Annotated in this window: 20 protein-coding genes and 1 tRNA gene; 6 read left to right on the plus strand and 15 right to left on the minus strand. The window is 59.1% G+C overall.

The annotated features are described in order from the left end of the window. Positions 1 to 7: 7 nt before the first annotated feature. Positions 8 to 919, minus strand: a complete 912-nt coding sequence (locus CKALI_RS00120; RefSeq protein WP_156191393.1) for a cation diffusion facilitator family transporter — start codon at positions 917 to 919, stop codon at positions 8 to 10. A 493-nt stretch (positions 920 to 1,412) separates the two neighbouring features. On the opposite strand from CKALI_RS00120, the gene CKALI_RS00125 reads away from it, so the two are divergent. Beyond that, on the plus strand, positions 1,413 to 1,868 hold the full coding sequence (locus CKALI_RS00125) for a CAP domain-containing protein (protein ID WP_156191394.1): 456 nt from the start codon (positions 1,413 to 1,415) through the stop codon (positions 1,866 to 1,868). A 58-nt stretch (positions 1,869 to 1,926) separates the two neighbouring features. On the opposite strand, the gene CKALI_RS00130 is transcribed toward CKALI_RS00125, so the two are convergent. Then, positions 1,927 to 2,637, minus strand: a complete 711-nt coding sequence (locus tag CKALI_RS00130; RefSeq protein ID WP_156191395.1) for a hypothetical protein — start codon at positions 2,635 to 2,637, stop codon at positions 1,927 to 1,929. Between the two features lie 78 nt (positions 2,638 to 2,715). Between CKALI_RS00130 and CKALI_RS00135 the strand changes: the two genes are divergently transcribed. Then, the gene (locus tag CKALI_RS00135; protein ID WP_156191396.1) at positions 2,716 to 3,237 is read left to right on the plus strand and encodes a peptidylprolyl isomerase; all 522 of its coding nucleotides are present in this window, start codon (positions 2,716 to 2,718) and stop codon (positions 3,235 to 3,237) included. Between the two features lie 69 nt (positions 3,238 to 3,306). Further along, positions 3,307 to 3,987 (plus strand): rhomboid family intramembrane serine protease, encoded by a 681-nt coding sequence (locus CKALI_RS00140; protein ID WP_156191397.1) that lies wholly within the window; start codon positions 3,307 to 3,309, stop codon positions 3,985 to 3,987. Between the two features lie 287 nt (positions 3,988 to 4,274). On the opposite strand, the gene CKALI_RS00145 is transcribed toward CKALI_RS00140, so the two are convergent. The 9 genes from CKALI_RS00145 to CKALI_RS00185 form a co-directional block, all read right to left on the minus strand. Beyond that, the gene (locus tag CKALI_RS00145; protein ID WP_156191398.1) at positions 4,275 to 5,081 is read right to left on the minus strand and encodes a hypothetical protein; all 807 of its coding nucleotides are present in this window, start codon (positions 5,079 to 5,081) and stop codon (positions 4,275 to 4,277) included. A 53-nt stretch (positions 5,082 to 5,134) separates the two neighbouring features. Next, positions 5,135 to 5,395, minus strand: a complete 261-nt coding sequence (gene crgA, locus CKALI_RS00150) for a cell division protein CrgA (protein WP_156191399.1) — start codon at positions 5,393 to 5,395, stop codon at positions 5,135 to 5,137. A gap of 62 nt (positions 5,396 to 5,457) precedes the next feature. Continuing rightward, a complete protein-coding gene (gene pknB, locus CKALI_RS00155) occupies positions 5,458 to 7,434 on the minus strand; it encodes a Stk1 family PASTA domain-containing Ser/Thr kinase (protein WP_156191400.1) in 1,977 nt (658 codons plus the stop codon). 21 nt (positions 7,435 to 7,455) lie between these two features. Beyond that, entirely contained in the window at positions 7,456 to 8,826 is a 1,371-nt protein-coding gene (locus CKALI_RS00160) for a serine/threonine-protein kinase (RefSeq protein ID WP_156191401.1), read from the minus strand. Positions 8,827 to 8,839: 13 nt separating this feature from the next. Then, positions 8,840 to 10,270: a penicillin-binding transpeptidase domain-containing protein gene (locus CKALI_RS00165; RefSeq protein WP_156191402.1), complete on the minus strand. Its 1,431-nt coding sequence runs from the start codon at positions 10,268 to 10,270 to the stop codon at positions 8,840 to 8,842. Beyond that, positions 10,270 to 11,628, minus strand: a complete 1,359-nt coding sequence (locus CKALI_RS00170; RefSeq protein ID WP_231580485.1) for an FtsW/RodA/SpoVE family cell cycle protein — start codon at positions 11,626 to 11,628, stop codon at positions 10,270 to 10,272. The genes CKALI_RS00165 and CKALI_RS00170 overlap by 1 nt, the downstream gene beginning before the upstream one ends. Continuing rightward, positions 11,625 to 12,944, minus strand: coding sequence for a PP2C family protein-serine/threonine phosphatase (locus CKALI_RS00175; protein WP_156191403.1), 1,320 nt, complete (start codon positions 12,942 to 12,944; stop codon positions 11,625 to 11,627). Before CKALI_RS00175 ends, CKALI_RS00170 begins: the two co-directional genes overlap by 4 nt. After that, the gene (locus CKALI_RS00180) at positions 12,945 to 13,400 is read right to left on the minus strand and encodes an FHA domain-containing protein FhaB/FipA (RefSeq protein ID WP_156191404.1); all 456 of its coding nucleotides are present in this window, start codon (positions 13,398 to 13,400) and stop codon (positions 12,945 to 12,947) included. It lies immediately after the preceding gene. Between the two features lie 3 nt (positions 13,401 to 13,403). Further along, complete coding sequence (locus CKALI_RS00185; RefSeq protein WP_156193601.1) at positions 13,404 to 14,096, minus strand: DUF3662 and FHA domain-containing protein; 693 nt, start codon at positions 14,094 to 14,096, stop codon at positions 13,404 to 13,406. A gap of 154 nt (positions 14,097 to 14,250) precedes the next feature. On the opposite strand from CKALI_RS00185, the gene CKALI_RS00190 reads away from it, so the two are divergent. The 3 genes from CKALI_RS00190 (at position 14,251) to CKALI_RS00200 (ending at position 16,279) form a co-directional block, all read left to right on the plus strand. Continuing rightward, positions 14,251 to 14,333, plus strand: a tRNA-Leu gene (locus tag CKALI_RS00190). Between the two features lie 263 nt (positions 14,334 to 14,596). Continuing rightward, on the plus strand, positions 14,597 to 15,271 hold the full coding sequence (locus CKALI_RS00195; RefSeq protein WP_156191405.1) for a HEAT repeat domain-containing protein: 675 nt from the start codon (positions 14,597 to 14,599) through the stop codon (positions 15,269 to 15,271). After that, the gene (locus CKALI_RS00200; RefSeq protein ID WP_156191406.1) at positions 15,272 to 16,279 is read left to right on the plus strand and encodes a MerR family transcriptional regulator; all 1,008 of its coding nucleotides are present in this window, start codon (positions 15,272 to 15,274) and stop codon (positions 16,277 to 16,279) included. 94 nt (positions 16,280 to 16,373) lie between these two features. Here CKALI_RS00200 and CKALI_RS00205 read toward each other — a convergent pair whose 3' ends face one another. The 4 genes from CKALI_RS00205 to CKALI_RS00220 form a co-directional block, all read right to left on the minus strand. Then, positions 16,374 to 17,084, minus strand: a complete 711-nt coding sequence (locus CKALI_RS00205) for an IS6 family transposase (RefSeq protein ID WP_156191407.1) — start codon at positions 17,082 to 17,084, stop codon at positions 16,374 to 16,376. Between the two features lie 8 nt (positions 17,085 to 17,092). Further along, a complete protein-coding gene (locus CKALI_RS00210; RefSeq protein ID WP_231580486.1) occupies positions 17,093 to 17,257 on the minus strand; it encodes a recombinase family protein in 165 nt (54 codons plus the stop codon). A 189-nt stretch (positions 17,258 to 17,446) separates the two neighbouring features. After that, entirely contained in the window at positions 17,447 to 17,740 is a 294-nt protein-coding gene (locus CKALI_RS00215) for a hypothetical protein (protein ID WP_011117038.1), read from the minus strand. 100 nt (positions 17,741 to 17,840) lie between these two features. Beyond that, positions 17,841 to 18,248, minus strand: coding sequence for a S1C family serine protease (locus CKALI_RS00220; protein ID WP_156191408.1), 408 nt, complete (start codon positions 18,246 to 18,248; stop codon positions 17,841 to 17,843). Positions 18,249 to 18,270: the final 22 nt, after the last annotated feature.

Consider the following 18,270-nt stretch of genomic DNA (forward strand, 5'->3'; position numbering starts at 1 on the left):
GCGAGAGCTAGCGGCAGGCGCTACTGTCTTGCTCGCAGTCCCGCACTGGCTCGAACTGGAAGGTTGCGTGCTTCACGGACACGTCGAAGTGCGTGGCCACGCAGGCTTGCAGTTTGTCCAGGATGTCGGGGATGTGGCCGTCGTTAAAGCAGCGGTCTTCAAGGACCACGTGCGCGCTGAGAATGGGCAGCCCGGTGGCAATCCTAGAGGCGTGCAGGTCGTGGACATCAAGTACGTGTTCAACGCCCAGGATGTGCTCGCGGACGGCATCGAGGTCGAGTCCCGGTGGGGTGGATTCGAGCAAAATGGTGCCGGACTCGCGCAGGATGTGAAGCGCGCGCGGGAGGATGAGTAGGGCAATCAGGAGAGAGGCGATCGCGTCGGCACGCGCAAAGCCAGTCGTGGCGAGCACGATGGCGCTGACGATCACGGCGACGGAGCCGAGGGCGTCGTTAAGCACCTCGAGCGTGGCCGCCTTCATGTTGAGGTTGTCCTCCCCGCCACTGAGGATCGCGAAGGACGCGATGTTGCCGAGCAGTCCGACGATACCGATGATGAGCAGCCCCTGAGAGTTGACCTCGACGGGTGATAGGAGCCGACGCACCGCCTCGATAATGGTGTAAAGGCCCACGCCACCGAGCAAGAGGGCTTGGAGTGCGGAGGAGATGACTTCGGCTCGCCGGAGCCCCCACGTGTAAGTCTTGGTGGCCGGTCGCTGGATCAGGGCGGCGGCGGTGAGCGCCATGCCGAGGCCCGCCGTATCGACGGCCATGTGCCCGGCATCCGCGATGAGTGCGAGACTACCCGTCCACCATGCGCCCACGATTTCGGCAACCAAAATGGTGCCAGTGATGGCCAGTGCGATACCGAGTCGGGTGCGATTTGAGGACCCGTGATGGTGGTGATGATGGTCCGACATGACTCCTCCTACGTTTTCAATAAAGCATACACTATTGAAAAACTGCAGGTGAATTTATCGCCTGAGAGTGACTAAAAATGGCTTGACCTGCGCAAATGGCAAAACCTGACCCTTGGGGAGCTTTAAATGTTAAGACTCCGTCTAAGGTCCGATCAAAGGTGAGGAAAGCTTAGGTAGTTGACGCGTGCTCTTTCTAAGGAACGCGTCTAATGCTGGCATAAGAGATGCCTAAAAGTGCCAGTTGGAGGTTCCTCGAATGCTTAACGCGCATCGACTACCTATGACATCCAGCTGATTGCCTATCAGTGGCCTGAAAATTCGGTTCCAGCAATCACATGAAATAGCTATATCAGTTTTTGATCCACGCTCAGAAACCCCAGCAACTTGCGGGCAAATAATTGGGTTTAGGCAGGGTTCATTCTGGTGGAAACCTTGGCTACCTGCGGTTTTCTAAAAGTGTCAGAAAAGTCACTCCGTATTAAGGCTCAAGACAATGAAGAAGATCATCGCAACCGCAGTAGCAGCCCTTGCAGTAACCTTCGGCGCCTCCACCGTAGCGACTCCTGCAGCCGAGGCTTTCCCATTCGCAGTAGGCGAAAACCTCACCGCAGCTGAAGCCGATATCGCAGACCAGATTAACGGCATCCGCGCCGCCCACGGCCTGCACACCTTGGGCTGGAACCAGTACCTGTCCGACTCTTCTCGCTCTTGGTCCCAGACCAGTGCGGCTCGTGACCACCTGGCTCACGACCCAATGGCCCTGCAGCTCAGTGACATGGAAAACGTCGCTGTGATGTACAACAACCCACGCGACGCCGTCAACGGCTGGATGAACTCCCCAGCACACCGTGACAACATCTTGAGCCCTTACGCCAAGTCCATGGGCATCGGCGTAGCAAAGAACGCTGCTACTGGCGGCTATTTCGTCACCATGCGTGGCGCATACTAATTAGACCAAAGACTAATGCCCGGTACAGGAACTGTACCGGGCATTTTCGTCTGTGGGCTTAGCGGCCGTCGAACTTCTTCTCGGCGTCCTCAGCCTGATCCTCCAGGGAATTCAGCTCAGAAACGTCAGCGTCATCAATGGCTTCATCGATAGCGTCATTGGCGAACTCGCCATCGTTGATGGCCTGAACCTGCTCGGCAATCTCGGTGTCCTGCGCCTTGTGCTCAGCGAGCTGCTTGTCCAGATCGTCCAGGAACTCAGGGGAGACCTCGGACTCCGTTGGCGTCACGGTGGAGTACACCAGGCGGGAACCCTCGGCGCCGTGCTCCTCCACGCGAGGAGGAACGGTAGCGGCCTTCTCCTCACGGAACAGGAACCAGTAAGCAGCAGCGCCGGCAGCACCCAGCAGAGCAACAACCAAGGCAACGATGCCAGCCTTGCCCTTCTTCTTTGGCTCTTCCTTAATGCCGAGCTTGATAGCCTGCTTGTCAGCCTTCTTGGCGAGCTCCTTCGAAGCGACGGCAGAGGCCTCACGCGCCTTCTCCAGACGGATACGAGCGTTTTCGGCGACCTTTGCGGCGGTGTCGCGACGGTCGTCGAGAAGCGCCTTGCCCTTCTCCTGACCCAGTCCGGCGAGCTCAGCGATGGTGTACTGCTCTGCGACCTCAGACAGGGCCTCGTAGGCCTCGGCGGACTTACGCTCGCGGTAATCGTTGACTGCGCTCACGGCAGCGCGCGCGGTGTCGATGGCTAGTTTGACATTGTTCATGGCGGTTGCCTTTCGTAGGGGACTTCGTATCTTCCAGGGTAGCGACATTACGGTCGCCATGTCGGTAACATAAAGGGCATGACTCAAAAGACCGCAACTGCGACGCTGCACACCAACCGTGGTGACATCGTCATTGACCTTTTTGGCAACCACGCACCTGAAACCGTTGACAACTTCGTTGGCCTGGCTAATGGCTCCAAGGAATACAAGGCTGCCAACGCTTCCGGCACCAACGAGGGTCCGTTCTACGACGGCGCCATCTTCCACCGCGTCATCGACGGCTTCATGATTCAGGGCGGCGACCCAACCGGCACCGGCACCGGTGGCCCTGGCTACAAGTTCGCTGATGAAATCCACCCTGAGCTGCGCTTCGACCGCTCCTACCTGCTGGCCATGGCCAACGCTGGCCCAGGCACCAACGGCTCCCAGTTCTTCATCACCGTCGCGGCCACTCCTTGGCTGAACGGCAAGCACACCATCTTCGGTGAGGTCACTGACGCGGCATCCCAGAAGGTTGTCGATGACATCGCTACCACCGCGACCGCTGCTATGGACCGCCCAGTCGATCCAGTAGTTATCAACTCCGTCACGATTGCCTAACGTTTAACCTCATAGCCTGCTTGTCGACGTCCGTCGGCCGGCAGGCTTTTGTCATTCTGGAGAGACCCGATGCTGAAAATCTGGTGGCGCCAAGCGCCCGTTACCGTCGCAGTGTGCGTCCTTATGGTGTTGTTTTACCTGGCGACGGTCGCGCAGTCCCTCTCAGTTGTGGACAATCTTTCGGGAAGTTCGCTCGCTGACCGCTTCATTCTCTATCTGCCGGCTATGAGCGGCCCCTTCGGTCCGCTGCGAGCTGTGGGTTCGGCATTCATGCACCTGGGCCCAGGGCATTTGGTTTTGAACCTGTTGCTGTTGTTCCTACTCGGTCGGGAAGTGGAAACCAGCTATGGAGCGCGCATGTATTTGCTGCTGTGGTTCGTCTCGGCGGTGGGCGCGAGCACTGTGACAGTGTGGATGGACCCGCTGGCCGCTGTCGTAGGAGCTTCCGGGGTGGCCTATGCCCTCATGGTGTTGTTCGCATTTCTGGTGGCGCAACGAGGTGGCGACCTGCGCGCCCCCATCGTGCTCATTCTGGCCAACGTCGCTTACACCCTGATGACCCCCGCAGTGTCCCTGTGGGGCCACATGGGAGGCCTCCTAGCTGGTCTTTTGCTGGCTCTTGCATTGCTAGCCCGGGAGCACCGGGTGAGGTGGATCCTCGTTTCGGGCATCGCAGCAATGTTCGTTATTGCTTTGTTGTTCAAAGTGGCAACGTTTACCACCAGTGGGTTCTGGCCGGCTCTGCTGTAGTTCACAACTTATCCCCAACACTCCATGCCACCACAGTTATCCCCAGGGTTTATCCACAGTGTGGATAACTACAAACTTGTAATTTACGAAAATCCACATCGAACACACGAAGTTAACCTGCATTAAGTGGGAATTGTTAGAAAATGCGGGCGAGAGTGGATAACCATACACAGAGTTATCCACAGGGTGTGGATAATGTGAACAAGTGGAACATACACAAAAGCATCCCCAGCCTGTGGATAACTAGGCTGGGGATGCTTATTGGGGTGGAATGACAACCAGGTGATTTACAGTTCGTCGATGACTTCTCCTTCGAGGATTGGCATCGCCTCTTTTTCTCGCAGCACCTCGTCAAACTCGCCATTGAGATTTCGGATCAGTACGTCAATAAGTCGATTGCCCATGGGCCGAAAAGTGACGTAGGTGATGCCACCCGAAATCACGCCTCCGGCCAGGGGGACCATCTTAGTTACGGTCTTTTCTACGGTCTTCGTAGTAATCTTTTGCCCGATCGCCGCGCCGACTTTTTTCACCAGCGGATACCAGGTGGTTTTCATCAAACCTTGTGCGGCAAACCGACGACCGACTTGTTCACTGATTTCTTGAGCCGTACGGGCAACCAAGGCCGCGGCCCCTGCCGCGCCAAACATCACTCCCAGATATCCAATGACGCGGATGCGTGCTTCTTCACTGAGTGAGTGCGACTGGGATGTGAAGAGATCGTCCTCGCCAAACAAGTAGGCGATTTGCTGGGCCATGCGTAAGGCAAAGGCGAAGTATTGCGCAACGTCGACACTTCCAGCGGGAATGGCTACAAGTGGGTTAGCGGGAAGACCGGAGGCGAAGGACAGGCCTGCGGTGGTTGAGGTGTTCTTGCGAACCAGCTTCTTAGCTTTTTCGCGTAAGTCTTCGAGCTCGAAGACGGCCTGCGGGCCTTTTTTCAGGATCTCATCAAGTCGCGGATGATCCTTGAATTGCTCGCGAAGGAACTCCTCGCGATCAACCCTGACCAGAGGCAGCTTCGTAGCTGAACCAATCGTAGTCAGGGCTAGTCCATACAAATCAGCATTGGAAGGCTTGCTCACCGAGGTCATGTCCCCAGAATAGCAATGTTGATTGAGCGCTCAGCGCCCGAAAAACTAACGAGTTAGCGCCATCCCATGGTCATCAGCAGACCCATAATGAACAAGCCAAAACCGATACCGTAGTTCCATGGACCGAGCTCACGCATGAAGGAAATATCCTGGCCAGCTAGGTAGTTCACTACCAACCACAGCAGCCCGGCGAGCATGAAGCCGAACATGATGATCTTGTACCACATTGGGGTGCCGGAGGAGCTGATCTTCACCGGCGTGCGGTTCGCAGCGCTTGTTGGGGTAGCGGTTTTAGTTACTTTTGCTTTCGGCATGGTTCACCTTTGTAGTTAAGTTAATTGCATTTCATTGTGCCAGCTGGCACCCTAACCGGCAATTACGGTGCCGGTGGGAGCAGCTGGAATTCGTAAACGTCAACGTATACCAACGCATCCTTCGGGAGTGGTTGCCCCGCTGCGGGGTCTTGTTGCGCGATCTTGCCTTGGTCGATGAGCGCAGTGGTTCCTACCCTGCGTTGCTGGAGCGACGTGTCGGGGGCGGTCCAACCGGCGTCGCGAAGCGCCCGCAGCGCTTGGGTTGCGGTGAGGCCCTTCAGTGTTGGCATCTTGATTGCCGAGCCATTGGAGACGGTCACGTTAACAACAGAGCCCTTGGGTAGCTTTTGGCCGGCCTCGGCGAGGGAAATGACGGTGCCTTCTGGCTTTTCGGAGTCGACAAACTCGACCCGGGGGACCAAACCGAGAGCCGTGAGGTTGCCCTCTGCTTGGGACCACTTCATGCCGTCGATCGACGGCACGCGGACTTCCTCGATACCGGAGGAGACCGTAATAGCAACGCGAGAGCCCTTGGATACCTGCGAACCCGCTCCTGGGGACTGATCGAGAATCTTCCCATTTTCTACCTGGTCAGAGGTCTCTTGCCTCACGGTTGGATCGAGTTGCAGTCCCGCCTGGCTAAGAATCTTCTCGGCCTCTTGGGTGGTCAGGTTCCTAAGATCTGGAACTTCGATAATTTCCTTGCCGGTGGAGACAACCAACGTGACGGTGGAACCAGGGCGGATCTGCGATCCGGCAGCCGGATTGGTGGCGATGACCTGGCCCTTAGGCACGGTTGGGCTCGCTTCTTCTTTCGGCTCTACTTTAAGACCAAGGTCAGTGAGTATCTTGCTCGCTGCCGCCTCGGGTTTGCCCGCAACATCGGGGATGGCCACGTTCTGCGACTGGGCCGGCGCCGTGGGCTTCTTTGCCTCATCCTCTGAGAGATAGGTGTACGCCACATAGCCGCCACCACCGAGCAACGCGAGGACAGCCAGGGTAGCGACGGCCGTGCCCCACGAAGAGTTCTTCTTTTCGGCGCGGTGAGAGGCGACCGACTCTGTGGCCCCGACTGGTTCAGGGGCCGCAACCGGCGCGACCACGGCCTTGGTGACCTGGGTCGGCGGATCGTAGGGCTCCGGGGTGGGATCCGGGTCAGTGTGGAGATGATTGCGGGCAGCCATCGCCACGGATCCGCGCTCAATGCGGCGCAAGTCCTCAGCAAATTCCGCGGCGGATTGGTATCGATCGCCTGGGTGCTTAGCCATTGCGGTCAGACACACCGCGTCGACATTTACGGCGACAGTCGGGGAGAGACCGTGGATGTGCTCGGATGGAGGGATCGGGTCTTCCTGCACATGCTGGTAAGCGATCGCCAGGGGAGAGTCACCGGAAAAAGGTGGCTTGCCAGTGAGCAGTTCATAGAAGACACAGCCGGTGGCGTAAATATCGGAGCGGGCATCGGCGCTCTTTCCCCGGGCCTGCTCGGGGGAAAGATATTGGGCTGTGCCGATGACCGCGGCGGTGGCAGTCATGGCGGAGGTGGCGTCGCCGAGGGCGCGGGCGATGCCAAAGTCCATCACCTTCACATCCCCGGTTGGGGTGATCATGATGTTGGCCGGCTTGATATCGCGGTGGATAATGCCGGCGTCATGGCTGACCTGGAGGGCCTCACACACCGGAACCAGGATCTTCGCGGCCTCGTTCGGCTCGAGCGGGCCGTTGTCACGGATGATCGCGCGCAACGTCTTGCCTCGCACCAGCTCCATCACGATGTACGGGACAGTCACACCATGTAGCTCGGTATCGCCGGTGTCGTAGACGGCAACGATGGCCGGGTGGTTTAGGCCTCCGCCGTTTTGTGCCTCTCTGCGGAAGCGCTCGCGGAAGCCTTCATCGCGGGCGAGGTCGGCTCGCATGATTTTGACCGCGACGTCGCGACCCAGCAGCGTGTCCGTGGCGCGATAGACGTCAGACATGCCGCCGGTTCCGATCATGTCACCTAGCTCATAGCGGTGACCCAGCGAGTGCAAAGGCATTAGCCGATCCTCCTCCCTCAGTTAGTTGATGATTCCATTATTAATGAGCGTAGTCAGATTTGGGATATCCAAATCAATCGTCTCAGTTGGGAGCACTTCCTCCGGGACAGACACGCGTGGCTCCGTCTTGGCCGGTTTCGTTGGCTTGTCCTTGGTTTCCTTCGTCGACGTCTCCTTAGTGGTCGTCGGCTCAGACGTCGACGTTACGGTGGTCGGCTCCGGGGTGCTCGAGGTTGGGGTTGTCGTCTGCTTCGTCGTGGTCGTCTTCGAGCTTGTCGACGGCGCGGGGGCCACCTGCGTCACCGTAGTCGTCGCGGGTGCAGGTGCAGTGGTCGTCGGAATCGGTGCAGGCTCTGGATCTTCGCCACCGAGTAATGCCCACGCCCCGCCACCAGCCGCGAGTAGCAGGGCAATAATGCCCGTGGCAATCCAGCCACCCTTGCCCTTCTTTTCTGGGGCAGCCTCCTCCAGCACCTCTGCTGGGGTGCGCACGGTGAGAACGGTCGTCTGCGCACTGGCCGGCGCCGGAACCTGCATCGGATGCGGGTTCGGGTCCTGTGGTTGCTGACCGAAGCGGACCTGCGAGATCGCCTCAGCGAACGCGCGACCGTCCGCAAAGCGGCTGCGGGCATCCTTACGCAAGGCGATGGCGATGAGCTCACGGGTCGGCGCCGAAATGTCAATGCCCAGTGGCGGCGCTGCATCGCGGATGTGGGAGATCGCCACAGAAACGGAAGAATCACCAGTGAAGGGACGTTGGCCGGACAGCAGCTCGTAGCCCACCACACCCAGCGAATACACATCGGAGGTGGCGGTGACATCGTGGCCCTGCGCCTGCTCCGGGGAGACATACTGCGCCGTGCCCACCACCATGCCGGTGCGGGTCAGCGGCACCGCTGCGGCAGCCTTGGCGATGCCAAAGTCCGTGATCTTCACCCGGTCCTCCGGGGTGATCATGATGTTGCCTGGCTTTATATCCCGGTGCACCAACCCCATGGAGTGGATGGTGGCTAAGCCGTGGGCAGCTTGTTCCAGGATGCCGAGCGCGCGATCCTCGGGGATGCGACCCTCTCGAGCAATCAGGTCAGCGAGGGATTCACCGCGCACAAACTCCATGACGATGAAGCAAAAATTCCGACCCCGGTCGTCCACCAGCTCGCGGTAATCGTAAGTAGCCACCACGTTTGGGTGCTGAATACTTTCAGCCGTGCGAGCCTCATTGCGGAAGCGGCTGAGGAACTCTTGGTTGTCCGAGAATTCGGGGCGCAGGACTTTGACGGCCACCTCGCGGCCGTTGCGGATGTCGTCGGCAAGCCACACGGTGGACATACCGCCGTGGCCGATCTCCCACTGCAACTTGTAATCGGGCCCGATGAGCGATTGAAGATCCATGCTCTTCCTTTCCTTAGCGCGCGCTACGAAGCGCAGCGTCGATCACGGCGCGGCCGATTGGGGCTGCCACGGAACCACCGGTTGCGGCCTGGCCCCGGTCACCGCCGTTCTTCACAACGACGGCTACCGCGACATCGGCATCCTTCGTTGGTCCGAAAGCGATGTACCACGCGTGTGGATTAGAGTTCCGGGAGTCCTCGCCGTGTTCCGCGGTACCCGTTTTGGAGGCAATGTCTGCCCCCGTTGCCCCCTGCGTCAAACGCTCGGAGCCCTTCATTAGCTCGGTCAGGGTCGCGGCCTGCTCGGCGGAAATAGCCTGGCCCAGTTCCTTCGGCTTCGTCTTCTTCAGGGAGCGCAGGTCGCTACCCAGGACCTCGGCAACCACGTGTGGTTCCATCCGCTTGCCGCCATTGGCTACGGTCGCGGCGACCACCGCGTTTTGCAGGACGGACATGGAGATGTCGCGCTGGCCGATCGCGGACTGGCCACGGGCAGCGGCATCGGAGAGGTCACCGATCGCGCCGGGGCTCATCGGCAGGCCAAGGTCGTAGGTGTCGCCCAGGCCAAAGTCCTTGGCGGCCTTGGTCATCGCCTCATCGCCCACGTTGATGCCCATCTCCACGAAGGCCGTGTTGCACGACTTGGCAAAGGCCTGGCGCAGCGTGGTGGAAGTACCGCCACAGGACTGACCACCATAGTTTTCCAGGGTGGTAGTGGTACCAGGGAGGGTGATGGACGTGGCGCCGGTGACGGAGGAGTCGGCGTTGTAGCCGTTCGCTAGGCCCGCTGCGGTGGTGATCACCTTGAACGTGGAGCCAGGAGGCAGGGTCTCCTGGGTGGCGTGGTTCAGCATCGGGGCACCCTCTTGGGCTTGCAGCTGATCCCAGTTGTCCTCGATGGAGGCCGGATCATACGACGGGGTAGAAGCCATGGCCAGGATCTCGCCGGTCTTCGGGTTGAGGGCAACAACCGCGCCTTCATAACCGCGCTGGGTCAGTCCCTCATAGGCCACCTGCTGGACGGCCGGATTGATGGTGAGCTTGAGTGAGGCACCATTCTTTTCCTTGCCTGTGATGGTGTCCCACCAGCGGGAGGCAAACAGGGAAGGGTCGGTGCCATTGAGTACGCCGTTGTAGGAGGATTCCAGGCCCGAAGCGCCGTAGGTGTCACTGAGGTAGCCGAGGGTTGGGCCGTAGGCGGACACGTCGTTGGGGTACTGGCGGTGGTAGAAACCGTCCTCGCCTTGGACAGACTGCGCCAAGACCTGGCCACCGGCGGAGATCTGGCCGCGCGGCGTGGATTTCATCTCGTACAGGCCGCGGCGGTTCAGCTCGCTCTTGGCGTAAGCATCGTCTTTGAATACGTGGACGATGCTGAGGTTGACCAGCAGGGCGAGGATGATGAGGATCGCGAAGATCGCGGTGTTGCGGATCGAGCGGTTCATTAGTGCACCGCCTCGCTCAGTTGGGTATCGGTGCTGAGGGCCGGGGTGTTGGTACCACGGCCGAATGGGCGCTGCGCGGAATCGGAAATACGCAGGATCAGTCCGAGCAGAATGTAGTTCGCCATCAGGGAGGAACCACCGGCGGACATGAATGGGGTAGTCAGGCCTGTCATCGGCATCATGGCGGAAATGCCACCGGTGACCACGAAGATCTGAATCGCCAGCGTCAGGGAAAGGCCGGCTGCCACGAGCTTGCCGTAGGAGTCCTTGACCTTGAGCGCGGCGTTCATGCCACGGGAGATGAAAATCATGAACAGAGTCAAGACAGCCGCCAGGCCGACCAGACCGAGTTCTTCGCCGACGCTGGAGAGGATGAAGTCAGACCAGGCCACCGGCACGATGTGCGGATAGCCCTGGCCCAAACCGGTTCCAGTGATTCCGCCCCAGGACATGCCGAACAGCGCTTGCGCGAGCTGGTAGCTGGTTTCGTAGTTGCCGATCGGGTCCTGGAAGTTGGCGAAGCGAGCCTGGATCTTGTCCGAAATTTGGTAGATGCCAAAGCCACCCACGGCCACAAGCACGACGCCAATGAGGAGCCAGGACACCCGGTTGGTGGCCAGGTAAAGCATGCCGAGGACCGTCGCAAAGAGCAGCAGCGCCGGGCCAAAGTCATTTTCGCCGGCCATGATGACCAGGGCGATCGCCCACACGAGCAGGATTGGGGCGAGGTCACGTAGACGCGGGAAGTCCATTCCGAAAATGCGGTAGCCCGCGACGGTGAAAAGCGCACGCTTGTTCACAAGCAGCTGGGCGAAAAACAGCAGGAGGAGGATCTTGGAAAACTCACCGGGCTGAATAGAAAACGGACCGATGGTGAGCCAGATTTTGGCATCGGCGGCCGTGTCCGGTTGAATCGGCCAGACCATCGGCAGCGCCAGCAGGATCAGGCCGATCAAGCCGAGCAAATAGGAATACCGGCTGAGCACCTTGTGGTCGCGCACGAACACCAGCACCAACACCATGAGGACGACGCCGACTAGGGTCCACATCACCTGGCGGGTGGCCATGGAGTTTTCGAGCGCGGAGTCCAGGCGGTAAATCATGATCAGCCCCAGGCCGTTGAGCAGCGCTGCGACAGGCAGCATGACTTGGTCGGCGTAGGGCGCGAGGAAGCAGAGGGCCAGGTGGGCGATGGTGAACACGCCGATGAAGCCACCGACGATATAGATGACTTCGAGGGTCAGCGCGTTGCCGAGCGCGACCTCCAGGTTGACCATTGCAACGCCGATGATGACGGCCGCGAGAATCAACAGTCCGAATTCCTTGCGCCTCAGCGCGAATCGTTCAAACACACTCACTTGGCAACCTCCCGGCAGTTCACGCCAGGGGAGTTCAGGTCTCCGGCCTGGGTTTGGTCGGGCTGTCCCCCCTCTCGCTTCACGCACGCAGGGAGGATCTGCTCAGACAAGCGGGTGACCTGCTGCATGACCTCGTCGTAGCTTCCTGAAGGCAGGGTGGCCACCGAGTTACGGGCATCAGGCTTGAGGTCGTTGAGGGTGAATGGGGTGCAGGATGTATCGCCCTTATCGACGACCATGAGCTTGCCATCCTTATCCAGGCACGCCGCTTGGTACACCTCGTACAGTGGCTTCCCGAACACGTCCGTGTGGAAGCCCTGTTTGATGACCACGGCGTCATTGTCGGTCGCGACGAAGAAGTTGTCGTCCCGCATGGTCTTGGCATAAAACCCAAGCCCGGCGAGCAGTCCGACGATTATCAGCGTGATTACTAGACCGACCCACGGCCGCCGCTTCTTGGTGTTGGCCGCTGCGGGGATTTCGATGGGTTGGCGGGACTGGTCTGCCATGGCGGCGGCGCGCCCTGCAGAGGTGTCTGGCCTGGGATTTTCTGGCTCGCCGATGTTGATCGCGCCTGCCGTCATCGGCAGCTCGGGAGCGGCGCCGTCACCCTCCACCACGTCCGCGATGACGATGGTGACATTGTCCGGGCCGCCGGAGCGCAGTGCGAGCTCGATGAGCCTGATGGCCGCGTCCTTCGGGCTGCCCTTGCCCAGTTCGTTCTGGATGGTGTCAAAAGTGACTGGGTCAGAGAGGCCGTCTGAGCAGAGCAGCAAACGATCGCCGACCTGGGCGTCGAGGTACTGCAAGGTGGGCTCAACTGGCTGGCCGGTGTAGGCCTTGAGGATCAGGGAGCGCTGCGGGTGGGTGGACACATCTTCCGCGTCCAGCTCGCCTTCGTCGACCAGGGACTGCACGTAGGTGTCGTCGCGGGTGATCCGCTCCAACTTGCCGTCGCGCAGGCGGTAGCCCCGGGAATCGCCGACGTGGAGGAGGCCGAACTGGGTGCCGTCGAAAAGCAAAGTGGTGCAGGTGGTGCCCATGCCCGCAGTCTCGGGGCGCTGTTCGATCTCGGCGGCGATGGCTGCATTGGCATCGTCAGCGATGGTGCCGAGCAGGGCGAGCAGGTCATTGTCTGCGGCGTCTGCGTCGAGGACACGCAGGTGGTCGATCATGATCTGGGAGGCGACTTCACCGGCTGCGTGGCCGCCCATGCCGTCGGCAAGCGCGAGCAGGCGCGGGCCTGCGTAGGCGGAGTCTTCGTTGTTGCCGCGGACGAGGCCGCGGTCGGAGGCGACGGTGAAGTTGAGTTTCATTTAGGGCTCCAACCTGACGGTGGTCCGTCCAATTTTGATGTCGCTGCCTACCTGGACTTTTTCGGGCTGCTCGATGCGCATGCCCATGACATAAGTACCGTTGCGGGACGCAAGATCCTCAATGTACCAATCGCTGCCCCGTTTGAACAGGCGCGAGTGACGGCCGGAAGCATAGTCATCCCCGACCACGAAGTCGGCGTCCTGACTGCGGCCGAGCGTGAGCTCCTGCAGGGTGGAAATGTCCATGTGGGAGCCGGTGAGGGGACCGTCGATCACCTTCAGGAGGCGGACACTGCCCTTAGCCCCCAGTTTTGGCAGGCTTGGCCGATTTTGCACCACTGCCGGGCCGGCCGCTGCGCCGAGGTCCTTGCGGAGAACACGGACGATGCTGAGGATGAACAGCCACATCAAGGCGAGCAGTCCGATGCGGAATATGAGCAAAATTCCAAGATCCATGCGCTATCCCTTCGTGATCCGTACTTCGATGCGCGAGTGGCCCACCGAAATCACGTCGCCGTCCGCCAGCATCCAGTTGTCCACGGGCATGTCGTTGACGGTGGTGCCGTTGGTGCTTTGCAGGTCTGTGAGCACGGCGTCCTCGCCGTTCCAGGTGATCTCGACGTGCTCGCGACTCACGCCGGTGTCCGGAAGGCGCAGGTCGGCATCCTGACCACGGCCGATGATGTTGGAGCCCTCTTTGAGGGCGTAGGTGCGGCTCGAGCCGTCCTGAAGCAGCAGGTTGAGATGCTTGGGTTGCTTATCGACGTCCATGTCTTCCTCTATCTTGTTCTCAACCTTCATCTGACCGGTCTTCAAAGACTCATTCGCCTGGATTTTGACGGAGACTTCGCCGGCGGCAGTCCAACCTTGGTTGCGGATGTGGCGGGTCATGAGATCCGCGAGGCCTTCTTCAAGGCGGGGGTGTTGCTCTTTGAGATTCTTGGCATCCTGTTCGGACACGCTGACCGTGTATTCATTCGGAGCTTCGATATAGCCCTCATAAGTATGGACACGGTAGTCTTCGGCCTGCTGCTTGAGCGCCTCTTCGATCTCGGCGGGCACGACGTTCCCACCAAAGACGCGGGCTAACCCATTATCGAGGCCACGCTGCATTGCGGAGTCAAGCTTGGCAAACCTATCCATCAATCCCACGAGCACACCTCCTTCCTTTAGGTTTAACGTGTCTAGTATAGGGGCTGTAGGTTTTCCTTCCCTGTTTAACCGCATCTACCAGCGGATTTGCTGTTTTCTGGGGGATGCATGCTAGATTAGGTGAGTCGCAAACGACAGTTGTTTGTTGTCACTCGGGCGAGTGGCGGAATGGCAGACGCGCTGGCTTCAGGTGCCAGTGTCCGCAAGGACGTGGGGGTTCAAGTCCCCCTTCGCCCACAGTGAGCGGTTCACGAACCGCAAGGGCCGGAGATCACAAACTCGAAAGAGGTAGTGACCTCCGGTTTCTTTTGTTTTCGTGTTCGCGGGGGTTGTGGAGTGACGGTGTGGGGATTGCGGATGCAAGTCCCACTATGGGCGCCTGAAGTTTGCAACAGCACCCTTAGCAGTGAGTATCTACTGAACTGGCTGTTTCACCTCCCAGCTGATGGGTTGACATTGTCACAATGACAAGGTGTTGAGTGGGATGAGGAGGTATAGTAATGGCTGAAGTCGGAAAAGGAACACCAGAAGCGCGGTTAAGGCATGCCTTGTCGGTAGCCAGCTCGTCGGCGCGTTTGCAAATAGCTTTAGCAGCCGGTACTCAGCCGGATGAGTCCTACATTGAGGTGCTTGTCGAGTATTGCGGAGTGGAGCCGGACTTCTTCGTCCGAGATATGCTGACCTGGGCATTGACTAGGCACGACCCGGAGTTGACAGTGGAGTCTGTTTTGCCTCAACTTCATTCCGCATCGGCTCGAGCGCGCAGTCAGGCGTTGCACACGCTCTCAAAGATCGGCAACCCCACAACATGGACTGCCATCACCGTGGATCTCCTCCACGATGAGAACGTCGAGGTGGCTCGCACAGCATGGCGCACCGCCGTCGGGCTTGTGCCTGCCGGTCACGAGACTGAGTTAGCTGAGGAACTGGTCAGCGAGCTCGGGCGGGGAGATCGCGAGACACAGCGTAGCCTCAGTCGCGCGTTCGCCGCCCTGGGAACCGCTGCCAAACCGGTCATCGGCGATGCGGCGATTAGCGAGAACCAGGCGGTGAGAGCTCACGCTGTGGCGACGCTGGCAATCATGGCGGATCCTGATGAAGGATTCGACGCGGCGATCGCGGAAGCGAAGCGAGCTGTTGCTCTTCGTGGGGCACCAATGTCAAAGGAACAGTAGTTGCTGATCGGTGAGGTGGCGCAGCGTTCGGGAATCAGTGCCCGGATGCTGCGTCACTATGATCGGATCGGTTTGGTAACCCCGTCGGATCGAACAACGAGCGGATACCGAGAGTATTCGGAGAGCGATATGCGTCGACTGTTCCACGTCGAAGGGTTGCGCTCCCTAGGGTTGAGTCTTGCTCAGATCACGGACGTAATCGATGATCGTGCGTTCGATCCCGAAGCGATGATCGATCACGTCATCAAACGTACGCGAGAGCAGATCACGCAGGGGCAGGAACTGATGCAACGACTAGAAGATATACACTCCACCGCACCGAAAACCTGGGCCGATGTCCTGCGCACCATCGAACTCGTCCGAGGATTGGAATCACCAAGCCCTTCACATCGACAGCAACTGGCCTTAAAGGCTGCGAATCCCGACCGGCGCAATACTTCAGTACTCGTTGAGGCCATGCTGCGCGAGAACACTGAAGACGCTGCCGGTGCCCTGCAATGGGCTATCGCCCGAAGCGGGGACGCGGCGATCCCCATGCTTGTCCAGGCCCTGGGCTCATCGGACAACGAACAGAGGCGCCGCGCGTTCGACGCCCTAGTGAAAATCGATACGCCTGTCGCTGGACGGGTAGTCATGAGGTTGACGAAACATGAGGATCTTCGTATCCGAAACCGTGCGATCTTCACCCGCGCACAACTCGGCAAGAAAGGCTCCATCACCGCACTGATCGGACTCATCATCACCGGTCAGTACGACGTTGAGGCCGCTGACGCGCTCGCAGAACTCGCTCTCAGTAACGGGCAGGTCGGTCACGTCATGGCCGCACTTACCAAGGCACTGAAGGTCGCAGAGCCCGACGCCCGCCGGCGCTTGGTCGGCGCACTGAACGATCTTCCGCTGGACGCGACAAAAGAGACGCTCACATCGCTCCTCGACGACGAAGACCGTGCCACAGCACTCACCGCCAGATTTATCCTCGACAAGCAATCCAAGAACAATCGAGCGTAGCCACCGAGCATTCAACGGTGCTGTTGCAAACTTCAGGCGGAGAGCCGTGACGACCCAGTCTTCATCCTCTGATGCTCGCTGCGGGTCGGCGTTCTCAGGCAGCCTCGAACACCCGGCTGACGATCACCGCATCCGGGTTCGGTTGCCCGTAGGCAAACATCGCGCCCTGGCCTTTCCGTAATGAGTGCATCGCTTCCATCCCTTTCAACGTCCGGTACGCCGAGGTCCGGTTTTTGAACGCCCCCTTCGGTCCGAGGATCCGTTTCAGCCGCCCATGATCTCCTTCAATGACGTTATTGAGGTATTTCACCTGCCGGTGTTCCACGGTCTGCGGGCAGATGCCTTCTTCCTTGAGCTCGGAGATTGCCTTGGCCAGGGAGGGTGCCTTATTTGTATTAATCACCCGCGGGGACCCGGCCGACGCGTTTGACCTCAGGGTCTTGGCCAGGAAACGCTTCGCTGCCGCTACGTTGCGCTTCGGGGAGAGGTAAAAGTCCAGGGTCTGCCCACCGGCGGTGATCGCCCGATAGAGGTAGCACCACTTTCCGCCGACCCGGATATAGGTCTCATCCACCCGCCAGGACCGGGCCTGCCAGTCAGGTACCTGCCGGTACCACCGAGTTCGCTTGTCCAGCTCAGGGGCGTATTTCTGGACCCAGCGGTAGATCGTGGTGTGATCGACCGGCACGCCACGCTCGGTCATCATCTCTTCGAGGTCGCGGTAGCTCACACCGTATCGGCAGTACCACCGCACCGCCCACAGGATGATTTCACGAGGGAAATGACGACCGGAGAAGATGCCCATGGCCCTGATTATTCCACGCCGGTCTTCCTACTGCCCCAACTTTGCAACAGCACCGAAAATAGCTTAGTGCAGCCAGCGGCTTGCAGCTCGGCCCTTTGATTGGTTAAGTCCTGGTCGTCGGTACTGACTCGGGCATAGCCCAACAGCAGGCCAGTAGTGGTGTTTTTGTTCATTGTGTACTGTCTCCGGTTTTAGTCGCATGTGTTCATTATATGCAACTAAAACACGCGACACGGCAACGCCTGGTAAACAGCAGGACGGTAGCTTGTCGCAAGTCTTAGGACATACGCGACAAAACAAGACAGTTTCAGCGCAAACAAAAAAGGCGGCCAACTGGCCGCCCTTTCTGTTCCTGGTACTGCTTAGATTTGCTGTTTCTTTGCAGCTTCAACCATCACCCGGCCCAGTGCCACGTCATGCTGTGCCTTCAAAGCATCAAGCTGTAGTTGCAGCTTTTGCATTTCTTCTGGCGTTAAACCTGCGGTGTTCAGTTTGCTATGCACAACGTCAATGCTGCGCTCTAAAGCCTTTGCAGCTCCTTCGTAGGCTTCATACGCAGTATGCACAACGTCCAAATCAGTGGCAGTCGCTGCCTGTGAAACAGACACAACAGCAAAGGCAACAACCAGTGAACAAAATACATTGCGAATTTTCATAGTGATTTACTCCAGTTTTTTAATGTTTTTTTTCTTCATGCGCCGCCCTTCGGCGCTTGGTAATTGACCTGGGCAAAATTTGCCCGGCCTTGGGGTAGCGTTACTTGGCCAGCTGGCCAGCAACGGTTAAAGCTCGGTCAATCGGCACTGTTTGCGTATAACTGCCGCTGCCATAGCTAACCAATGAAACCGCTTCACCGTGCGTATTCACGACCACGCCGCCGGAATTACCGCCCACGACTGAAGCCGTTACAAGCATGAAATCATTAGGGGATAGCATCTTTGCATCGAGGCCGTGCCAGGCAACAATGCCGACACCGACAGCAAAGCCGTAACCGGACGGCGAGCCTATGGCCATAACGTCCTGGCCCGGCCTGGGTAGAGTGTTGGCCACCTTAATCGGTGGCAATGGGTCGCCTTCAAACTCAAGCAAAGCAACGTCCTGCGTTACATCAGCACCGACAACATGAGCCGCCCGCCATTCACCGCCCGCTGTACGGATTCGCAAGGCTTCTTGGGGTCGTTTGCGG

Source organism: Corynebacterium kalinowskii (genome assembly GCF_009734385.1).
GTDB lineage: Bacteria > Actinomycetota > Actinomycetes > Mycobacteriales > Mycobacteriaceae > Corynebacterium > Corynebacterium kalinowskii.

What these genes read in the sequence shown, in the direction of transcription:
- pknB (WP_156191400.1), bottom strand. Translation starts at nt 7,434, where the DNA reads ATGCCTTTGCACTCGCTGGGTCACCGCTATGAGCTAGGTGACATGATC.
- CKALI_RS00165 (WP_156191402.1), bottom strand. Translation starts at nt 10,270, where the DNA reads ATGAACCGCTCGATCCGCAACACCGCGATCTTCGCGATCCTCATCATC.
- CKALI_RS00210 (WP_231580486.1), bottom strand. Translation starts at nt 17,257, where the DNA reads ATGAACAAAAACACCACTACTGGCCTGCTGTTGGGCTATGCCCGAGTC.
- CKALI_RS00195 (WP_156191405.1), top strand. Translation starts at nt 14,597, where the DNA reads ATGGCTGAAGTCGGAAAAGGAACACCAGAAGCGCGGTTAAGGCATGCC.
- CKALI_RS00145 (WP_156191398.1), bottom strand. Translation starts at nt 5,081, where the DNA reads ATGACCTCGGTGAGCAAGCCTTCCAATGCTGATTTGTATGGACTAGCC.
- CKALI_RS00120 (WP_156191393.1), bottom strand. Translation starts at nt 919, where the DNA reads ATGTCGGACCATCATCACCACCATCACGGGTCCTCAAATCGCACCCGA.
- CKALI_RS00125 (WP_156191394.1), top strand. Translation starts at nt 1,413, where the DNA reads ATGAAGAAGATCATCGCAACCGCAGTAGCAGCCCTTGCAGTAACCTTC.
- CKALI_RS00135 (WP_156191396.1), top strand. Translation starts at nt 2,716, where the DNA reads ATGACTCAAAAGACCGCAACTGCGACGCTGCACACCAACCGTGGTGAC.
- CKALI_RS00205 (WP_156191407.1), bottom strand. Translation starts at nt 17,084, where the DNA reads ATGGGCATCTTCTCCGGTCGTCATTTCCCTCGTGAAATCATCCTGTGG.
- CKALI_RS00160 (WP_156191401.1), bottom strand. Translation starts at nt 8,826, where the DNA reads ATGGATCTTCAATCGCTCATCGGGCCCGATTACAAGTTGCAGTGGGAG.
- CKALI_RS00180 (WP_156191404.1), bottom strand. Translation starts at nt 13,400, where the DNA reads ATGGATCTTGGAATTTTGCTCATATTCCGCATCGGACTGCTCGCCTTG.
- crgA (WP_156191399.1), bottom strand. Translation starts at nt 5,395, where the DNA reads ATGCCGAAAGCAAAAGTAACTAAAACCGCTACCCCAACAAGCGCTGCG.
- CKALI_RS00175 (WP_156191403.1), bottom strand. Translation starts at nt 12,944, where the DNA reads ATGAAACTCAACTTCACCGTCGCCTCCGACCGCGGCCTCGTCCGCGGC.
- CKALI_RS00215 (WP_011117038.1), bottom strand. Translation starts at nt 17,740, where the DNA reads ATGAAAATTCGCAATGTATTTTGTTCACTGGTTGTTGCCTTTGCTGTT.
- CKALI_RS00140 (WP_156191397.1), top strand. Translation starts at nt 3,307, where the DNA reads ATGCTGAAAATCTGGTGGCGCCAAGCGCCCGTTACCGTCGCAGTGTGC.
- CKALI_RS00130 (WP_156191395.1), bottom strand. Translation starts at nt 2,637, where the DNA reads ATGAACAATGTCAAACTAGCCATCGACACCGCGCGCGCTGCCGTGAGC.